Source organism: Streptomyces sp. NPDC055815 (assembly GCF_053616475.1).
Genome location: NZ_JBSHDU010000016.1, coordinates 30,053 through 46,381 on the forward strand (window position 1 = coordinate 30,053; position 16,329 = coordinate 46,381).

The following is a 16,329-nucleotide window of genomic DNA, read 5'->3' on the forward strand; positions in this document are numbered from 1 at the left end:
GGGTTCTTCCAGCGGGTCTTCCAGTGCCCTCGTGCAGGGTTCCGCAGGTCCGGTACCCGTTCAGGGAGACACCATGACCAGAACAGCCGATACAGCAGCATCGACTCCCGCGCGACCCGCGCTGCGTTACGACGCCACGGTTCCGCGTGCCATGGTTCACCGCGCCGCCGTGGCCGAGGTCTTCCTCACCGACTCGCGACCCACACCCGGGAAGGAGGAGACCTTCGACATAGCGGCGCAGCTGCCCCGCGCCCACATCATCGGCGAGACCGCCGGCGCCCACGACTTCCTGCTCCTCCTGGAGGTCATCAGACAGTCCGGCGTCTACATAGCCCACCGCTACGAGGACGTGCCGCTGGAGGAGTCCTTCATCTTCCGCGGCCTGCGGACCCGGCTGACGGACCTCGCGGCGATCCGTACCGGCGACCGGCCCGCCGAGGCGGTCGTCACCCTCACCTGCATGCCGCAGCGCAAGCGCAACGGCCGGGTGCAGGCCCTCGACTTCACCGGTTCGCTCGCCATCGACGGACAGCGGGCCATCAGCATCGACGGCGGCCTCGCCTTCTTCTCCAAGCCGGTCTACCAGGCGCTCCGCACCCGGCAGCGGGCCGGCATCGAGGGCGTCAGCAGCCTCGTGCCGGAGTACGTCCGGGCGGAGCCCTCGACGGTCGGGCGCCGCAATCCGTACAACGTGGTGATCACGCAGCCGCTGTCCGCGGGGGACAGCGCGATGGCGTCGATGGTGGTGGCCGACCAGAGCCACCCTCACCTCTTCGACCACCGGCTCGACCACGTCCCGGGCAATCTGCTCCTGGAGGCGGCCCGCCAGCTGGCCACCGGCGCCGTCGCCCACCTGCACGGCATCGCGCCCGACGGGCTCGGGGTCGTCAGCGTGGACGTCGACTTCCGGGAGTTCGCCGAGCTCGACCTGCAGACCCGGGCCGTCGCCCGCGTCGAGCAGCTGCGGCACGACGAGACCCTCGGGACGCTCGTCGTCCCGGTCGTCGTCGACTTCGAGCAGCGCGACCGGACCATCGCCTCCCTCAAGCTGGAGGTGGCCCAGTGAGCGGCGGTGCCGGCCCCCGGATTCGGGCCGTCGTCCTCGACTACGGCGGCGTCCTCACCAATCCCCTCCACGAGACGTTCGCCGCGTTCGCCGACGTCGTCGGCATCCCCCTGGAGCAGCTCCAGGCCGCGTTCGCCGCGGCGACCGGGGCCGACGGGCGCTCGCCCATGGCCGACCTGGAGACCGGCCGGTGCACCGAGGAGGAGATGGTCCTCCGCGTGCTGCGCGAGGTGCCCGGCTCGCCCGGCCTCGAACTGCTCGGCGGGGTGCCCTTCGGAGAGCTGTGGTTCCGTGCCCGGCTCGTCAACGAGACGCTCGTCGGCCGCCTCGGGGAGCTCCACGAGGAGGGCTACCTCATCGCCCTCCTCACCAACAACGTGAAGGAGTGGGGCCCCCGCTGGCGCGCGGGCCTCCCCCTCGACGAGATCTTCCACACCGTCGTGGACTCCTCCGCCGAGGGCGTCCGCAAGCCCGATCCCGAGATCTACCGGCGGCTCCTCGACCGGCTCCCCGTACCCGCGGAGGAGTGCCTCTTCGTCGACGACCTGGCGGAGAACTGCACGGCGGCCGAGGACCTGGGAATGACCGCGATCCGCTTCACCACCACCGGCGCCACGCTGCGGGCGGTCGACGCCCTGCTCGACGAGCGCGGTGCCCACCGGACGAGGACGAGCGCGCCATGAGCAGAACAGCGAAGGCGGACGACATCCTCGTCGTCGGGGCCGGACCGACCGGCCTCGCCACCGCCTGCACCCTCCTCCGGCACGGTGTGGAGTGCCGCGTCGTGGACCGGCGCGGCGGGCCCGCGTCCGAACCCAAGGCCCTCATCCTGTGGAGCGGCGCCCTGGAGATCCTGCGCCGCATCGGGGTCGCCGGGCAGCTGCGGGACCGGAGCCTCGCGCTGGCCGGCGCGAGCTACTGGTCCCGCGGCCGACGGGTCGGCGCGGTCCGCTTCGGCGCCCTCGAAGGGACCGCGTTCCCCGCACCGCTGTGCGTCCCGCAGTCCGTCACGGAGAGCGTCCTCTACGAGCGGCTGCTCGAACTCGGCGGCCAGGTCGACTGGAACACCGAGGTCACCGGCGTCCGCACCGCCCCGGCGGGCGGCGCCGCCGCCGAGGTCGACCTGGCCGGACGCCGGGACGACCGCACGGAGGAGGCCGCCCCCCGCTGGCTGATCGCCGCCGACGGCGCGCACAGCCGGGTACGGGAGGCGGTCGGCATCCCCTTCGAAGGAGGCGCCTACGCCCGGGACTTCCTCCTCGGCGACGGCGAGTACGCCGGCCGGCTGCCCGAGGACGAGGTGCAGTACCACCTCACCCCGCACGGGGTGCTCGTGGTGGTGCCGCTGCCCGGCGGCGGACACCGGGTCTTCTTCGACCGGGAACCGGCCGGCGAGACCCGGCCGCCCACCGAGCGGGAACTCCAGCGCCACCTCGACGAACGCGGCCCCGACGGCTGGTCCCTGGAACGCACCTGGTGGAGATCCACCTTCCGCGTGCACACCAAGGTCGCCGCGAGCTTCCGCAGCGGCGGCGTGTTCCTCGCCGGCGACGCCGCGCACTGCCACAGCCCGGCCGGCGGGCAGGGCCTCAACACCGGGGTGCAGGACGGCTTCGACCTCGGCTGGAAGCTCGCCGCGGTCGCCCGGGGCGCCGACCCCGTACTCCTCGACAGTTACGAGACCGAGCGGCGGCCCGCCGCCCTGCGGGCGCTGAAGAACTCCGACCGGCAGACCAAGCTGTGGATGCTGCGGTCCGGTCTGCGCCGGACCGTGCGGGACCGGGTCCTGACCCTGGCGACCCGCAGCGGCGCCCTGGACCGCAAGCTCGTCCCCGAACTGGCCCAGATCGCCCCCGACCTGACGGGCAGTCCGGCGGTGCCGGGGCGCCTGGACGCCGCACCCGGCGCCCGGCCCGCCCCGGGGCCCCGGCCGCAGGCCGGCCGGCGGCTGCCCGACACCGTGTGGGAGCCCCTCGCGGGCACCCGCGACCGGACCGCCCACGGCTTCCTCGCCGCCGGCCGGCACGCCCTGCTCGTCGTCACCTCCGGCGCGCCCGGGGGAGCGGCCGCCGAGACCGCGGAACGCCTGCTCCGGTCCGTACGGCAGTCGCCGCTCGCCGCGCAGATCGACGTCCTGCTGCTCGCGGGGCGGGACGGGGACAGGGACGGGGCCGGTGCTGCGGGCGGTACGGAACCCGGCGTCCGGTACGCCGTGGCCGTGGAAAGCGAGCCGCTGTTCACCCGCTGGGCACCGGACGCGCCCCTGGTCCTTTACGTCCGCCCGGACGGCGTGACCGCGGCCTTCGCCACGGCCGACCGCTGGCGGGAGCTGCTCCGGCACGTACCGACGGTGCGGCCGGACGCGGACACGGGCGCGGACGCGCATACGGGCACGGACACGGGTACGCGCTCGGACGAGGGCGCCGGCACCGAGTCCGGGGGCGTGTCCGCGCCGTCCGGGCCCGTCGCCGGCGCGCGGCAGGGGAGTGACGGCGCATGACCGAGCCGTACCCCGCGTCCCCGGGCTCCCCCGGGGACGCGCCCCTCCGCACCGCCGTCGTGACCGGACCGACCGGGCTCCTCGGCACCGCCGTCGTCACGGCCCTCCTGGACCGGGGCACGGAGGTCCGTGCCGTCGTCCGCGACGAGGAGCGGGCCCGGCGCGTGCTGCCGGAGCACCCCGCCCTGCGGCTCGTCCGCGGCGACGTGACCGACGTGCCCGGCTTCGCCCACGCCCTCCCGGGCGCCGACGCCGTGTTCCACCTGGCCGCCTACTTCCGCGAGTACTACCAGCCGAACGCGGACCGGGACCTGCTCCTGCGGACCAACGTCACCGCCGTGGAGAACCTGCTCCGCGCGGCGACCGACTCCGGGATCCCCACCGTCGTCCACACCAGCTCCACCGGGGCGCTCGACCCGGACGCCCACCCGGGGCTCCCGGCCGACGAGTCCACGCCCAACGGCTCCCCCGACCAGCCCCACGCCTACCGGGCGAGCAAGGTCAGGGCCGAGGCCGTCGTACGGGCCTTCACCGAACGGCAGGGGCCGGACGGCGTACGGGTCCCCATGGTGCTCCCCGGCTGGATGTGGGGCCCCGGCGACCAGGCGCCCACCTCCGCCGGACGGCTGTTCCTCGCGGTGGCCTCCGGCACGATCCGGGCCCTGCCCCGCGTCGGCAACCACGTGGTCGACGCCCGGGACGTGGCCGGCGCCCTGGTCGCCGCCGCGCTGCGCGGCGAGAGCGGCCGACGGTACGTCGTGGCCGGATCCTGGCACTCCCTCGACGAGATCTGCCGCGGGATCGTGCGGGCCACCGGCACCGGCACGGTGCCCCGGCCGATCCCGGCCGCCGTCGCCCACGGCGTGGCCGGGATCGCCGAGGCGAAGGCCCGGCTGACCGGCGGCACCCCGGTCGCCACCCGCACCGGCATCCGGACCCTCACGGAGGGGGACCGGGCCCGGTTCTCCTCCGAGCGCGCCTGGCAGGAACTCGGCGTCGTCTTCCGGCCCCTGGAGCGGACCCTCGCCGACCAGGCCGCCTGGCACCGGGCCCACGGGCAGCTCCCGGCCGCCGCCGCCCCTTCCGGGAGGCGGTGACCCGTGCTGCGTTCGCTCGCCGCCGCCGTGTCCAGGAGCCCGCGGGCCGTGCTCCTCGCGGCCCTGCTGTTCGTCGTGCTCTCGGCGGTCCTCGGCTCCGGGGCCGCGGACCGCCTCCGGGCCGGACAGGGCACCGAGAACCCCTCGGCCCCGTCCGCCCTCGCCGCCGACGTCCTGGAGGCCCACTTCCCCGCGAGCAGCCCGAACTTCGTCCTGCTCGCGCACGCCCCCGACGGCGTCAACGACCGGAAGGCGGCCCTCTCCGGGCTGCGGCTCGCCGACCGGCTCGCCCACGAGCCCGCGGTCAGCGGCGTCGTGTCGTACTGGCAGAGCGGCTCGGACGCGCTGAAGTCGACCGACGGCCGGTACGCCCTCGTCGCCGCCCACATCGACGGCGACGAGGCGGCGGTGGGCCGGGCGACGCAGCGGCTCGCCGGCCTCTACCGGGGCCCGCACGACGGGCTCACGGTCCGGGCGGGCGGCACCGGCGAGATCCTCAACACGGTCGAGACGACCATCGCCGAGGACCTCGTCCGGTCGGAACTCCTCGCCCTGCCGATCACCCTGCTCGTCCTCGTGCTCGTCTTCCGCAGCGCGGTCTCCGCGCTGCTGCCGCTCGCCGTCGGCATCGTCGCCATCACCGGCACCACCATGGTCCTGTGGGTGATCGCCGGCTACACCGACGTGTCCGTCTTCGCCCAGAGCCTGACCACCGCGCTCGGCCTCGGCCTCGCCATCGACTACGCCCTGCTGATGCTGCGGCGCTTCCGCGACGAGCTGGCCGCCGGCCGGCCCGTGCCGGAGGCCGTCCGGATCATGCTGGGCACCGCCGGGCGCACCGTCATCTTCTCCGCGCTCACCATCTCCGTGGCGCTCGCGGCCCTGCTGCTCTTCCCGCTGTTCTTCCTGCGGTCCTTCGCCTACGCGGGCATGTCGGTGGTGCTGATCGCGGCGGCCGCCGCCCTGGTCGTGCTCCCCGCGCTGCTGTCGGTCCTCGGCCACCGCGTGGACGCCCTCGACCCGGTCCGCCCGCTGCGCAGGCTGTTCCGCCGCGACCGCGCCGGAACGGCACCGGAAGGCGGCCGGGCCTGGTCCCGGCTCACCCGGACGGTCACCGGCCGGGGCGCGCCGGTCTTCGCGGCCGGCTCGCTCGCCCTCCTCGTCCTGCTCGGACTGCCCTTCCTGCGGGCCGAGTTCGGCATGGCCGACGACCGGCAGCTGCCCGCGGGGGCCGAGCCGCGCACCGTGCAGGAGATCATCCGGGAACGGTTCGACGGCAGCGAGACGGCCGTCGTCGACGTCCTGGTCACCGGAGTTCCGGCCGGAGGGGCGGGAGGGGCCGTCGCCGCGTACGCGACGGAGGCCTCCGCGCTCACGGACGTCGCCGAAGTACGCACCCCGGCGGGCGTCTTCGCCGGGGGCCGCAGGACCGAGCCGCGCACCCCCGTCGACGCCCTGCGCGAGTCGGGCGACGTGGCCTGGGTCCAGGTCGTCCCGGTGCGCGGCGTGGAGACGGTCTCGCCCCGCAGCCAGCGATTGGTCCGGGAGCTGCGGGAGATCCGTACCGCCCCCGGGGTGGAGGCGCGGCCCGCGGGACAGGCGGCGGCCCTGGTGGACACCCAGGACAGCATCACGGGACGGCTCGGCTGGGCGCTCGCGCTCATCGTGGTGACGACGCTGCTGCTCGTCTTCCTGCTGACCGGCAGCGTGCTGATCCCGTTCCAGGCGGTCGTGCTCAACGCCCTCAGCCTCACGGCGATGTTCGGCGCCGTCGTCTGGGTCTTCCAGGACGGCCGGCTGTCCGGGCTCCTCGGCTTCACCCCGACGGGCTTCGTCGACACCACGGTCCCCGTCCTGATGTTCTGCCTCGCCTTCGGACTCTCCATGGACTACGGGGTGTTCCTGCTCGCCCGGATGAAGGAGGAGCACGACCGGGGCGCCGGCGACCGGGCCGCGGTGGAGCGGGGACTGCGGCGGACCGGCGGCATCGTCACCGCCGCCGCGCTGATCCTCTCCGTGGTGCTCGTCGCCATCGGCTGGTCCCGCATCACGAACACGATGGTGCTCGGGATGGGGGTGGCCCTCGCGGTCGTCATGGACGCGACCGTGGTGCGGTGCCTCCTGGTGCCCTCGGTGATGGCCCTCGGCGGCCGCGCCACCTGGTGGGCACCGGCCGGACTGCGGCGGCTGCACGAGCGGTTCGGGCTGCGCGAGGAGAGCGCCGGCGCGGACACGGGGACGGGTCCCGACCGGGCCTCCCGGGAACGAGAAGGGACGCGGACGTGGGCGAAGGTCTGAGGAGGGCGGCCGCGGGGCTCGCCGTCGCCGTGGTGCTCGGCGGACTGCCCGTCGCCGGGGCGCTCGGCCGGGACGGCGGCGGGACGCCGGAGACGGTCACCGGGCGTCCGTACGACGCCGGGGCGGCCCGCGCCCGTACGGCGGAACGGATGGAGGCCGCGGGGATCGTCGACCTGCCGGTCGAGTTCCGGGTGGTGAACCGGAACCGGTCCGTCCTGGCCTGCAACACCGACGGGCGCACGTACACGGTCCGGGGCCACCTCACCGGCCCGGCCCGGCTGCTCGACCGGCCGGCACCCGGGGGGCTCCCGGTCACCGTCTACCAGCACGGGTTCGAGGCGGCCGAGTGGTACTGGCGCGTCGACGTGCCCGGCTACCACCACAGCGAGGAGATGGCCCGGCGCGGCCAGATCTCGCTGACCTTCGACCGTGTCGGGTACGGGGCCAGTGACCGGCCCGACGGCCGGCAGCTCTGCCTGGGCGGGGCCGCCGACATGACGCACCAGATCGTGGGCCGGCTGCGGTCGGGCACGTACACGGTGAAGGGCGGGTCCAGCGTGAAGGGCGCGTCCACCGTGAAGGGCGCCCCCACCGTGAAGGGCGCCCCCACCGTGAAGGGCGCGTCCACCGCGGAGGGGCCGGCCGCCGCGCCCCGGTTCGGGAAGGTGGTGCTCGCCGGGCACGACCGGGGCGCCCAGATCGCGCAGATCGCCGCGTACTCCTTCCAGGACGTGGACGGACTCGTGCTGAGCGGCTGGAGCGACAGCGGTCTCACCGACGAGGACGACGCCCGGTTCTTCGCCGCCCTCACCTCCTGCATGCAGGGCGGGGTCCCGGCCGTCGAGCCCGGCGATCCGGTGGGCTACGTCCATCTCGACCCGGGACCGCGCGAGTTCGCGCAGGGCAACTTCGCCGACACCGACCCCCGGGTCCTCGACGTGGCGCTCGCCCGGCAGAGCAGGCACTCCTGCGGGGAGCAGGCCGCGCAGCTGGAGGGCGTCCTGGTCGACACCCGCCGGCTCGACCGCGTCCGCGTGCCCGTGGCCCTCGTCCTCGGTGCGGAGGACCGCAGGGTCCGGGGCGGCGCCGAGCACCGGGCCCGGTTCACGGGGACCCGCGACACCGCGCTCCTCACCGTCCGTGGCAGCGGCCACTTCCTCGCGCTGGAGCGCGGGGCGCGGCAGACGCACGACTTCCTCGCCGACTGGCTCGAACAGAAGGGACTCACGCCGTGAACACCGGCTCCACCGTTCCCGCGCACCCCGCGCGCCGGCGCCGCGGCTTACGGGCCGCGGCCCTCCGGGCAGCCGTGTTCGCCGGGGCGGTCGCCCTGGTGACCTGCGAGCTCCTGGCGAGCCTGGCCGCCGCCGAGCCGGGCGGCACGGGCACGGGTCCCGTGCCGGCGGCCGGGCAGCGGGTCACGGCGGCCCCGGGGGCGTCCGCGGCCGGCAGGGGTGCGGAGGCATCCGTGGCGGCCCCGGGCGCGTCCGCCGCCGACCTCGTCGACCTTCCGGTCTCCTTCGTCGTCCGCAACGTCAACCGGACGAAGAGCCAGTGCACCACCGACGGCCGCACGTACACCGTCCGGGGCCATCTCACCGCCCCCCGCGCGCTCCTCGAACGCACCGGCAGGCCGCCCGTCACCCTGTACGTCCACGGCACCAACACGGGCGAGTGGATCTGGCGCCTGGGCGTCCAGGGCCGCGATCACGTCCGGGAGCTGGCCCGCAGGGGCCATGCCTCCGTCACGATCGACCGCCTCGGCTACGGAAGCAGCGACATCCCCGACGGCTTCGCCTCGTGCAGCGGGGCGCACGCCGACATCGCCCACCAGATCGTCGGACAGCTCCGCGCCGGCACGTACACGACTGGGACCGGGCGGAGCGCGTACCGCTTCGGCAAGGTCTTCCTCGCCGGGCACTCCAGCGGCGCGCTGGTCGCCGAGACCGTCGCCGCGTCCTTCGGGGACGTCGACGGGCTCCTCCTGACCGGCTGGGCCGCCGTCGGCGTCACCGGCGAGACCAACCGCCGCTTCCTCGCCGCCTACGCGGTCTGCCAGGAGGGCGGCGAGCGGAAGGCGAAGGCGGGGGACCCCGAGGGGTACGTCCACTTCGACCCGGTCCGCGAGGACTTCCTCGCCGGCGGTCTCGGCCCCGACGCGGACCCCGCCGTCGTGCGGGCCGTCACCCCGCTCTGGCCGCGCAACCCCTGCGGGGTCATGGCCTCGGAGCCGTCCGGCATCCTCACCGACCTCTCCCTGATCGGCCGGATCGAACAGCCCGTGTTCCTGGCCTTCGGCGCCAAGGACGTCCTGCGCCAGGGCGTCGAGCGCTACCCGTCGCTGTTCACCGCGAGCAAGGACGTGGAGGAGCTGACGCTGCCGAGGTCCGGGCACTTCGTGACCGTCGACCGCGACGCGGACCTCCTCTACGACCGGGTGGACCGCTGGCTGCGCCGGCACCGCTGACGACCCCGCCCCCCAGACCGGGACCGGGTCCTCTTCCCCCAGGGGACCCGGTCCCTTCCCCCTTCCCCCTTTTCCCCCTTCCCCCGTCAACCTCCTGACAGAAAGCGATCTGACGTGGCCATCTCGTCCCGCACTCCCCGACCGGGCCCCGCCCCGGGGGCAGGGGCCTCCACCGGCTCCGGCCCCGAGGACTCCGCCCTGCACCGTCTCGGCTCCGGCATCGCCGGCCGGCCCCGCCTGGTGATCTGGATCGGCGTGGCCCTCGCCGTGATCGGTCTGGTGCTGGCCGCCGGCGCGATGGACCGGCTGGTCCTGAGCCGCTTCGAGTCCCCGGCCTCGGAGTCGGTGGACACCAGGACCGCGCTGGAGAAGCAGTTCGGGACCGGAACCCCCAGCGTGCTGCTGCTCGTCACCGCCAAGCAGGGGCGGGTCGACAGCGCGGCCGTCGAGCGCGCGGGGCGGGCCCTGGAGAAGGAGCTCGCCGCACAGGACGGCGTCGCCGAGACCGCCTCGTACTGGTCGCGCGGCGGTTCCCCCGTGATGCGCTCGGAGGACTTCGGGCAGGCGCTCGTCATCGCCCGCATGGCGGGCACGGTCACCGAGGCCCGTACCAAACTCGCCGAGTTCTCCCCGGAGTTCGCCAGGGACGACGCGACCGTACGGGTGGAGGTCGGCGGCGGCGACGAGGTGTTCCGGCAGGCGGCCGCGCAGGCCCGCACCGACTTCCTGCGCGCCGAGCTGATCGTCTTCCCGCTGGTGCTGCTGCTCCTCGCCGTGATCTACCGGCGCTTCAACGCGGCGCTGCTCACGCTCGGCATGGGGCTCTTCTCGGTCGTCACCACCCTGGCGCTGATGCGCGTCCTGACCTCCTTCACGGACGTGTCGACGTTCGCCGCCAACCTCACGCTCGTGATGGGCGTGGGCCTCGGCGTGGACTACTCGCTGTTCGTCATCAACCGCTTCCGGGAGGAGCTGACGGCCGGGCGTGAGGTCGCCGAGGCGACCCGGCAGGCGGTCGGCCGGGCGGGCCGCACGGTCGCGTTCAGCGGTCTCACGGTCATCGTGTCGCTCGCCTGCCTGATGTTCTTCCCGTTCCCGTTCCTGCGCTCCTTCGCGTACTCGGGCATCGCGGTGGTCCTGACCTCGGTCTTCGCCGCGCTCGTGATCCTTCCGGCCGCGCTGACCCGGCTCGGCCCCCGCGTCCTGCGCAAGAAGCCCGCCGCCGCAGGACGGACGGGCTGGTGGCACACCACCGCCCTGCGGATGATGCGCCGCCCCCTGGTGTACGGCATTCCCGCGCTGGCCGTGCTGCTCGCCCTCGCCTCCCCGACGCTCGGCATCACCTTCGGCACCCCGGACGACCGGGTGCTGCCCGCCGCGACGTCCAGCCGGGTCGTCCAGGACCAGATCCGGGCCGGTTTCGCGGCGGAGGAGATGGACGCCGTCCAGGTCCTCCGCAAGGGACTGCCGGGTACGTCAGCGAGCAACGGCGACATCGAGAGCACCGCGCTCGCGCTCTCCCGGGTGCGCGGTGTCCAGCAGGTCGACGCCCTGACCGGTTCGTACGCGGAAGGCCGTCGGATCCTCGGCCCGAACGACTCCTCGCAGCGGTTCGCGGACGCGGCCGACACCTGGTTCTCCGCCGTCCCGAACCAGCGGGCGCTGTCCGCGGACCCCGACCGGCTCCTGGCCGACGTCCGCGCGGCGGCCGGCCCGGCGGAGGACGTGCGCGTCGGCGGCTACCCGGCCGAACTCGGCGACTTCCGCGGTGTCCTGGTCGACCGGCTGCCCCTCGTCTTCGGCCTGATCCTGCTCGTCACCTTCGTGATCCTGTTCCTGATGACGGGCAGTCTGCTGATCCCGCTGAAGGCGATGGTCCTCAACGCCCTGTCCATGGCGGTGATGTTCGGCGCCCTCGTGTGGATCTTCCAGGACGGCAATCTCTCCTCGCTGTTCGGCTTCACCTCCACCGGGACCCTGGAGCCGTCGATCCCGATCCTGATGTTCTGCACGGCCTTCGGACTGTCCATGGACTACGAGGTGTTCATGCTGTCCCGGATCAAGGAGGAGTACGACCGGACCGGCGACACCCCGGCCGCCGTCGCCTGGGGTCTCGAACGCAGCGGACCGCTGATCACGGCGGCGGCGGTGATCCTCGCGGCCTCGTTCGCGACCTACGCCTCGTCGGGGATCGTCTACCTCAAGATGCTCGGCCTCGGCATGGTCGTGGTGATCCTCGTCGACGCCACCCTCATCCGCGCCGTCCTCGTCCCCGTCCTGATGCGTCTCGCCGGGCGGGCCAACTGGTGGGCCCCGGCGCCCCTGAAGCGCCTGCACGCCCGCTTCGGCCTCGCCGACTGACGCGGAACGTCGGCACGGAACTGACAGAGAGAAGCACCCCATGCTGGGAATCGGCCTCTACGCGGCCATGGTCGTGGGCTCCGCGGTCATCCACTCCTACCTGTGGGTCCGCCTGGTGCGCGACACCACCCGCCCCGGGACCCGGGGCCGCGCCCTGGGCACGGCGGCCGTGGCCGTCTCCGCGGTGCTCGCGCCGGCCACCCGTATCTCCATCCCCTATCTGGGACCGGTGGACGGGCGCTGGATCGCCTGGCCCGGATACCTCCTGATCGGGGTGCTGCTGTACCTGCTGACGGGGCTCGCGGTGGCGGAGATCCCGCGCGCGTTCCTCGCGCGGCGCATCCGCGCGGAGGAGCGGGCGACGGCCGCCGCCCCGGCCCCGGCATCGGCCCCGGCCCCCGAGCCGGTGTCGGCCGTCGTGGCCTCCGAGCCGGTGTCGGCCGTCGTGGCTCCCGAGCCGGTGCCGGCGGGCGCGGCGGCGCCGCCGGTGGACACCCGTACGGGAGAGCCCCCGGCACCTCCGGCCGGCGACGGCGGCGACGGCGGCAGCGAGGCCGGCGCGGCCGTGCCCCGGCTGGTCGACCGGCGGCTGTTCCTCGGCCGTACGGTCGGCGCGCTCGTCGGCGCGACCGCGCTCGGCACCACCGGGTACGGGGTGTCCGTCGCGCTCGGCGACCCGCGGATCAAGCGGGTGCCGATCGTGCTGCCGAAGCTCGATCCGCGGGCGTCCGGGCTGCGCGTCGCGGTCATCAGCGATCTGCACCTGGGGACCATGCTCGGCCGCTCGCACACCGAGCGCGTCGTCCGGATGATCAACGGCCTGGAGGCCGACGTGGTCGCGATCGTCGGAGACCTCGCCGACGGCACCAGCCGCCAGCTCGGCTCCGCGATCGCGCCGTTCCGCTCCCTGGAGTCGCGGTACGGCACCTACTTCGCCACCGGCAACCACGAGTACTTCTACGACGACGTGGAGGGCTGGGTCGGCGAGCTGCGCGAGCTCGGCGTCCGCCCGCTGCTCAACGAGCGCCTCACCCTCACCCACAACGGCGCCGCCGTGGACCTGGCCGGGGTGGAGGACGTCACCGGCGAGGAGCACGGCCGGGGGCCCGACTTCGCCCGGGCGCTGCGGGGCCGGGACGAGGCCAACCCGCTGGTCCTCCTGGCCCACCAGCCCGTCCTGGCGGAGGAGGCCTCGCGCAACGGCGTGGACCTCCAGCTCTCGGGCCACACCCACGGCGGCCAGATGTTCCCGCTGACCGCCGTCGCCGCCCTCTCCAACCCGGTCCTGTCCGGCCTCGGTCGGGTCGGTGACACCCAGCTGTACGTCACCAACGGGGCCGGCTTCTTCGGCCCGCCGGTCCGGGTCGGCGCGGCCCCGGACATCAGCGTGATCGAGCTGCGGTCCCCGGAGGCCTGAGCGATCCGCTCGTTTCGTTCGAAGGTGTTCGAAGCGGCGGGTACGATCCCCGGACCGGACCAGAGGGGGGAACTCTGTCGTGGGGAAACGTGCCTTACCCGCCGGAAGGCGGGGAAAGCGGAAGCAGCGCAGGTCCAGGTCCGGGCTCGTGCTGCCGGCCCTGGTCCTGATGACGGTCTCGCTCGGTGCCGGGGCCGCCCTCGCGCACTACCAGGGCAGGGCCGCCGACGAGGCGACGGCGGCGGCCCCGGGGGCGGTGGAACCGACGACCGTCACGCCGAGCCCCCGCCCCACGACGGCGAAACCGAAGCCGAAGCCGAGCCCCAAGAAGACGCAGAAGCCGAGCCCCAAGCCCACGGCGACCCGGAAGAAGAGCACCGTCCCGCAGTCCGGTACGGGGACCTTCACCACCGCGCGGGCCTCGGGGGCGCCCGTAGGGGACACCGGCACGCTGCGCCGCTACCGGGTCCAGGTCGAGGACGGCGTCGACCTGTCGGCGAGCGGGACGGCCGCCGAGATCCAGCGGATCCTGGCGCATCCGCGCAGCTGGGCCGCGCACGGCCGGGGCCGCTTCCAGCTGGTCTCGGAGAACGCCGACTTCGTCATCCGGATCGCCACCCCGGACACCGCCGACGCGCTCTGCCTGCGGCAGGGCTACAACACCCACGGCGAGCTGAACTGCGAGACCGCCGACGGCGTCGTCGTGAACCTCAAGCGGTGGATGCTCGGCTCGCCGACCTTCGCGGGGCCGGCCACGGAGTACCGGCACCTGATCATCAACCACGAGGTCGGGCACGAGATCGGCATCCGCACGCACATGGGCTGCCCGGGTCCGGGCAGGCTCGCGCCCGCGATGATGCAGCAGATCAAGGGCCTCGACGGCTGCCGATCGAACGCATTTCCGTATGACGAAGACGGGAGCTACATCACGGGCCCGATCGTGTCATGATGCGCTTGGGACGCGCGCGCAGAAGCGCGCCTCCCGAGGGGACCGGAGCTCCCGTAGGGCATCGCAGCGTGCACACGGTGGAGCGGACCGCTACCCGGTAGCACGTATCGAGGAGACAGAAATGTCCACCTTCCCCGATGCCTCCGGAGCCGGCTCGGTCGTCGACGACCCGAACCTCGACTTCGCGGGCACGACGCCGTACGAGGACTACGTCCAGGCGGACGTCCTCACCCACCTCCAGCACCTCCGCTCGGACGACCCCGGCGAGATGGTCTTCCTGGTCACCACCCAGGTCATGGAGCTGTGGTTCACGGTGATCGTCCACGAGTGGGAGACCGCGAGCCGGGCCCTGCGGGAGGACCGCGTCCCGGTCGCGATGGACGCGCTCAAGCGTTCCGTGCGCGAGCTGGAGGCGCTCAACCACTCCTGGCGCCCGCTCGCCCAGCTCACCCCCGGCCAGTTCAACGCCTACCGCGCGGCGCTCGGCGAGGGCTCCGGCTTCCAGTCGGCGATGTACCGGCGGATGGAGTTCCTGCTCGGCGAGAAGTCCGCGTCGATGCTCGTCCCGCACCGGGGCGCGCCCCGCGTCCACGCCGAACTGGAGAAGGCGCTCCAGGAGCCGAGCCTGTACGACGAGGTTCTCGGGCTCCTCGCCCGCCGCGGCCTGCCCGTGCCGGCCTCGGTCCTCGGCCGTGACCTCTCCCAGCGGTACGAGCCCTCGCCCGAGGTCGAGGCGGTCTGGGCCGGGATCTACGCGGACGCCGACCAGAACGCCGAGCTTGTCCGGCTCGGCGAGGCCCTGAGCGACGTCGCCGAGCTGGTCTGGCGCTGGCGCAACGACCACCTGGTGGCGACCCGGCGCGCGATGGGCGCGAAGACCGGCACCGGCGGCTCCGCAGGCGTGGCCTGGCTGGAGAAGCGGGCCCAGAAGAACGTGTTCCCCGAGCTCTGGACGGCCCGCAGCCATGTCTGAGTCGTACGAGGAGAGGGCCGCGCGACTCGACGCGGCGGACGCACTGGCCGGGCACCGCGCGAAGTTCGCCCTCGACGAGGGGACCGTCTACCTCGACGGCAACTCGCTGGGCGCCCTGCCCGCGCACGTCCCGGCCCGCATGGCCGACGTGATCACCCGTGAGTGGGGTGAGCTGCGCATCCGCTCCTGGGACGAGTCCGGCTGGTGGACCGCGCCCGAGCGGATCGGCGACCGGATCGCCCCGATCGTCGGCGCCGCCCCGGGACAGGTCGTGGTCGGCGACTCGACGAGCGTGAACGTCTTCAAGGCGGTCGTCGCCGCGGCCCGGCTGAACGGTGACGACCGGGACGAGATCCTCGTCGACGCGACGACCTTTCCCACGGACGGGTACATCGCGCGGTCCGCGGCGCGGATGACGGGTCACGCGATCGTGCCCTGCGACCCGGCCGACATGGCGGCCGCGGCGAGCGACCGGACGGCCCTCGCGCTCGTCAACCACGTCGACTACCGCACGGGTCGGCTCCAGGACCTGCCCGGCATCACCGCCGCCCTGCACGCGGCGGGCGCGCTCGCCGTCTGGGACCTGTGCCACAGCGCGGGCGCCCTGCCCGTCGGCCTGGACGCGCACGGGGTGGACCTGGCGGTCGGCTGCACGTACAAGTACCTGAACGGCGGCCCCGGTTCGCCCGCGTACCTGTACGTCGCCGAGCGCCACCAGGCCGCCTTCGACTCCCCGCTGCCCGGCTGGAACTCGCATGCCGACCCGTTCGGCATGACCCCCGGCTACGAGGCGGCGGACGGCGCGCTCCGGGGCCGGGTCGGCACGCCCGACATCCTCTCCATGCTGGCCCTCGAAGCGGCCCTCGACGTCTGGGACGGGGTCGCCGTCGAGGACGTGCGCGCCAAGTCCCTCGCGCTGACGGACTTCTTCCTGGAGTGCGTCGAGGCGTACGTCCCCGAGGGCCGCGTCACCTCCGTGACCCCCGGGGCGCACGGGGAGCGCGGCAGCCAGGTGGCGCTGCGCTGCGCGGACGCGCCGGCCGTGATGACCGAGCTGATCAAGCGCGGGATCGTCGGGGACCTGCGCCGTCCGGACATCCTGCGGTTCGGCTTCACGCCGCTGTACGTGGGCTTCGCGGACGCGGAGCGGGCGGCGAGGATCCTCGCGGAGGTTCTTGCGTAGGTCGGATGATCGCCTGAT

Annotated in this window: 12 protein-coding genes; all 12 read left to right on the plus strand. The window is 74.1% G+C overall.

What is annotated here, in order from left to right; translation table 11 throughout:
* The first annotated feature begins 73 nt into the window (after positions 1 to 73).
* The 12 genes from ACWGN5_RS13330 (at position 74) to kynU (ending at position 16,311) form a co-directional block, all read left to right on the plus strand.
* Positions 74 to 1,066, plus strand: coding sequence for a ScbA/BarX family gamma-butyrolactone biosynthesis protein (locus ACWGN5_RS13330; protein ID WP_453514263.1), 993 nt, complete (start codon positions 74 to 76; stop codon positions 1,064 to 1,066).
* Entirely contained in the window at positions 1,063 to 1,749 is a 687-nt protein-coding gene (locus ACWGN5_RS13335) for an HAD family hydrolase (RefSeq protein ID WP_453514266.1), read from the plus strand. The genes ACWGN5_RS13330 and ACWGN5_RS13335 overlap by 4 nt, the downstream gene beginning before the upstream one ends.
* A complete protein-coding gene (locus tag ACWGN5_RS13340; RefSeq protein ID WP_453514269.1) occupies positions 1,746 to 3,566 on the plus strand; it encodes an FAD-dependent monooxygenase in 1,821 nt (606 codons plus the stop codon). Before ACWGN5_RS13335 ends, ACWGN5_RS13340 begins: the two co-directional genes overlap by 4 nt.
* Positions 3,563 to 4,663, plus strand: a complete 1,101-nt coding sequence (locus tag ACWGN5_RS13345; RefSeq protein ID WP_453514272.1) for an NAD-dependent epimerase/dehydratase family protein — start codon at positions 3,563 to 3,565, stop codon at positions 4,661 to 4,663. The genes ACWGN5_RS13340 and ACWGN5_RS13345 overlap by 4 nt, the downstream gene beginning before the upstream one ends.
* Before the next feature lie 3 nt (positions 4,664 to 4,666).
* Positions 4,667 to 6,961 carry an MMPL family transporter gene (locus ACWGN5_RS13350; protein ID WP_453514274.1) on the plus strand — a complete coding sequence of 765 codons (2,295 nt, stop codon included), beginning with the start codon at positions 4,667 to 4,669 and terminating at the stop codon, positions 6,959 to 6,961.
* Positions 6,946 to 8,196: a hypothetical protein gene (locus tag ACWGN5_RS13355; protein WP_453514277.1), complete on the plus strand. Its 1,251-nt coding sequence runs from the start codon at positions 6,946 to 6,948 to the stop codon at positions 8,194 to 8,196. Before ACWGN5_RS13350 ends, ACWGN5_RS13355 begins: the two co-directional genes overlap by 16 nt.
* A complete protein-coding gene (locus tag ACWGN5_RS13360) occupies positions 8,193 to 9,428 on the plus strand; it encodes an alpha/beta hydrolase (RefSeq protein WP_453514280.1) in 1,236 nt (411 codons plus the stop codon). The genes ACWGN5_RS13355 and ACWGN5_RS13360 overlap by 4 nt, the downstream gene beginning before the upstream one ends.
* Positions 9,429 to 9,542: 114 nt before the next feature.
* Positions 9,543 to 11,789 (plus strand): MMPL family transporter, encoded by a 2,247-nt coding sequence (locus ACWGN5_RS13365; protein ID WP_453514283.1) that lies wholly within the window; start codon positions 9,543 to 9,545, stop codon positions 11,787 to 11,789.
* A 40-nt stretch (positions 11,790 to 11,829) separates the two neighbouring features.
* Positions 11,830 to 13,206, plus strand: coding sequence for a metallophosphoesterase (locus ACWGN5_RS13370; RefSeq protein ID WP_453514285.1), 1,377 nt, complete (start codon positions 11,830 to 11,832; stop codon positions 13,204 to 13,206).
* Between the two features lie 148 nt (positions 13,207 to 13,354).
* Positions 13,355 to 14,155, plus strand: a complete 801-nt coding sequence (locus ACWGN5_RS13375) for a DUF3152 domain-containing protein (protein ID WP_453514288.1) — start codon at positions 13,355 to 13,357, stop codon at positions 14,153 to 14,155.
* Positions 14,156 to 14,276: 121 nt separating this feature from the next.
* A complete protein-coding gene (locus tag ACWGN5_RS13380; RefSeq protein WP_453514290.1) occupies positions 14,277 to 15,128 on the plus strand; it encodes a tryptophan 2,3-dioxygenase family protein in 852 nt (283 codons plus the stop codon).
* On the plus strand, positions 15,121 to 16,311 hold the full coding sequence (kynU, locus tag ACWGN5_RS13385; protein WP_453514293.1) for a kynureninase: 1,191 nt from the start codon (positions 15,121 to 15,123) through the stop codon (positions 16,309 to 16,311). The genes ACWGN5_RS13380 and kynU overlap by 8 nt, the downstream gene beginning before the upstream one ends.
* Positions 16,312 to 16,329: the final 18 nt, after the last annotated feature.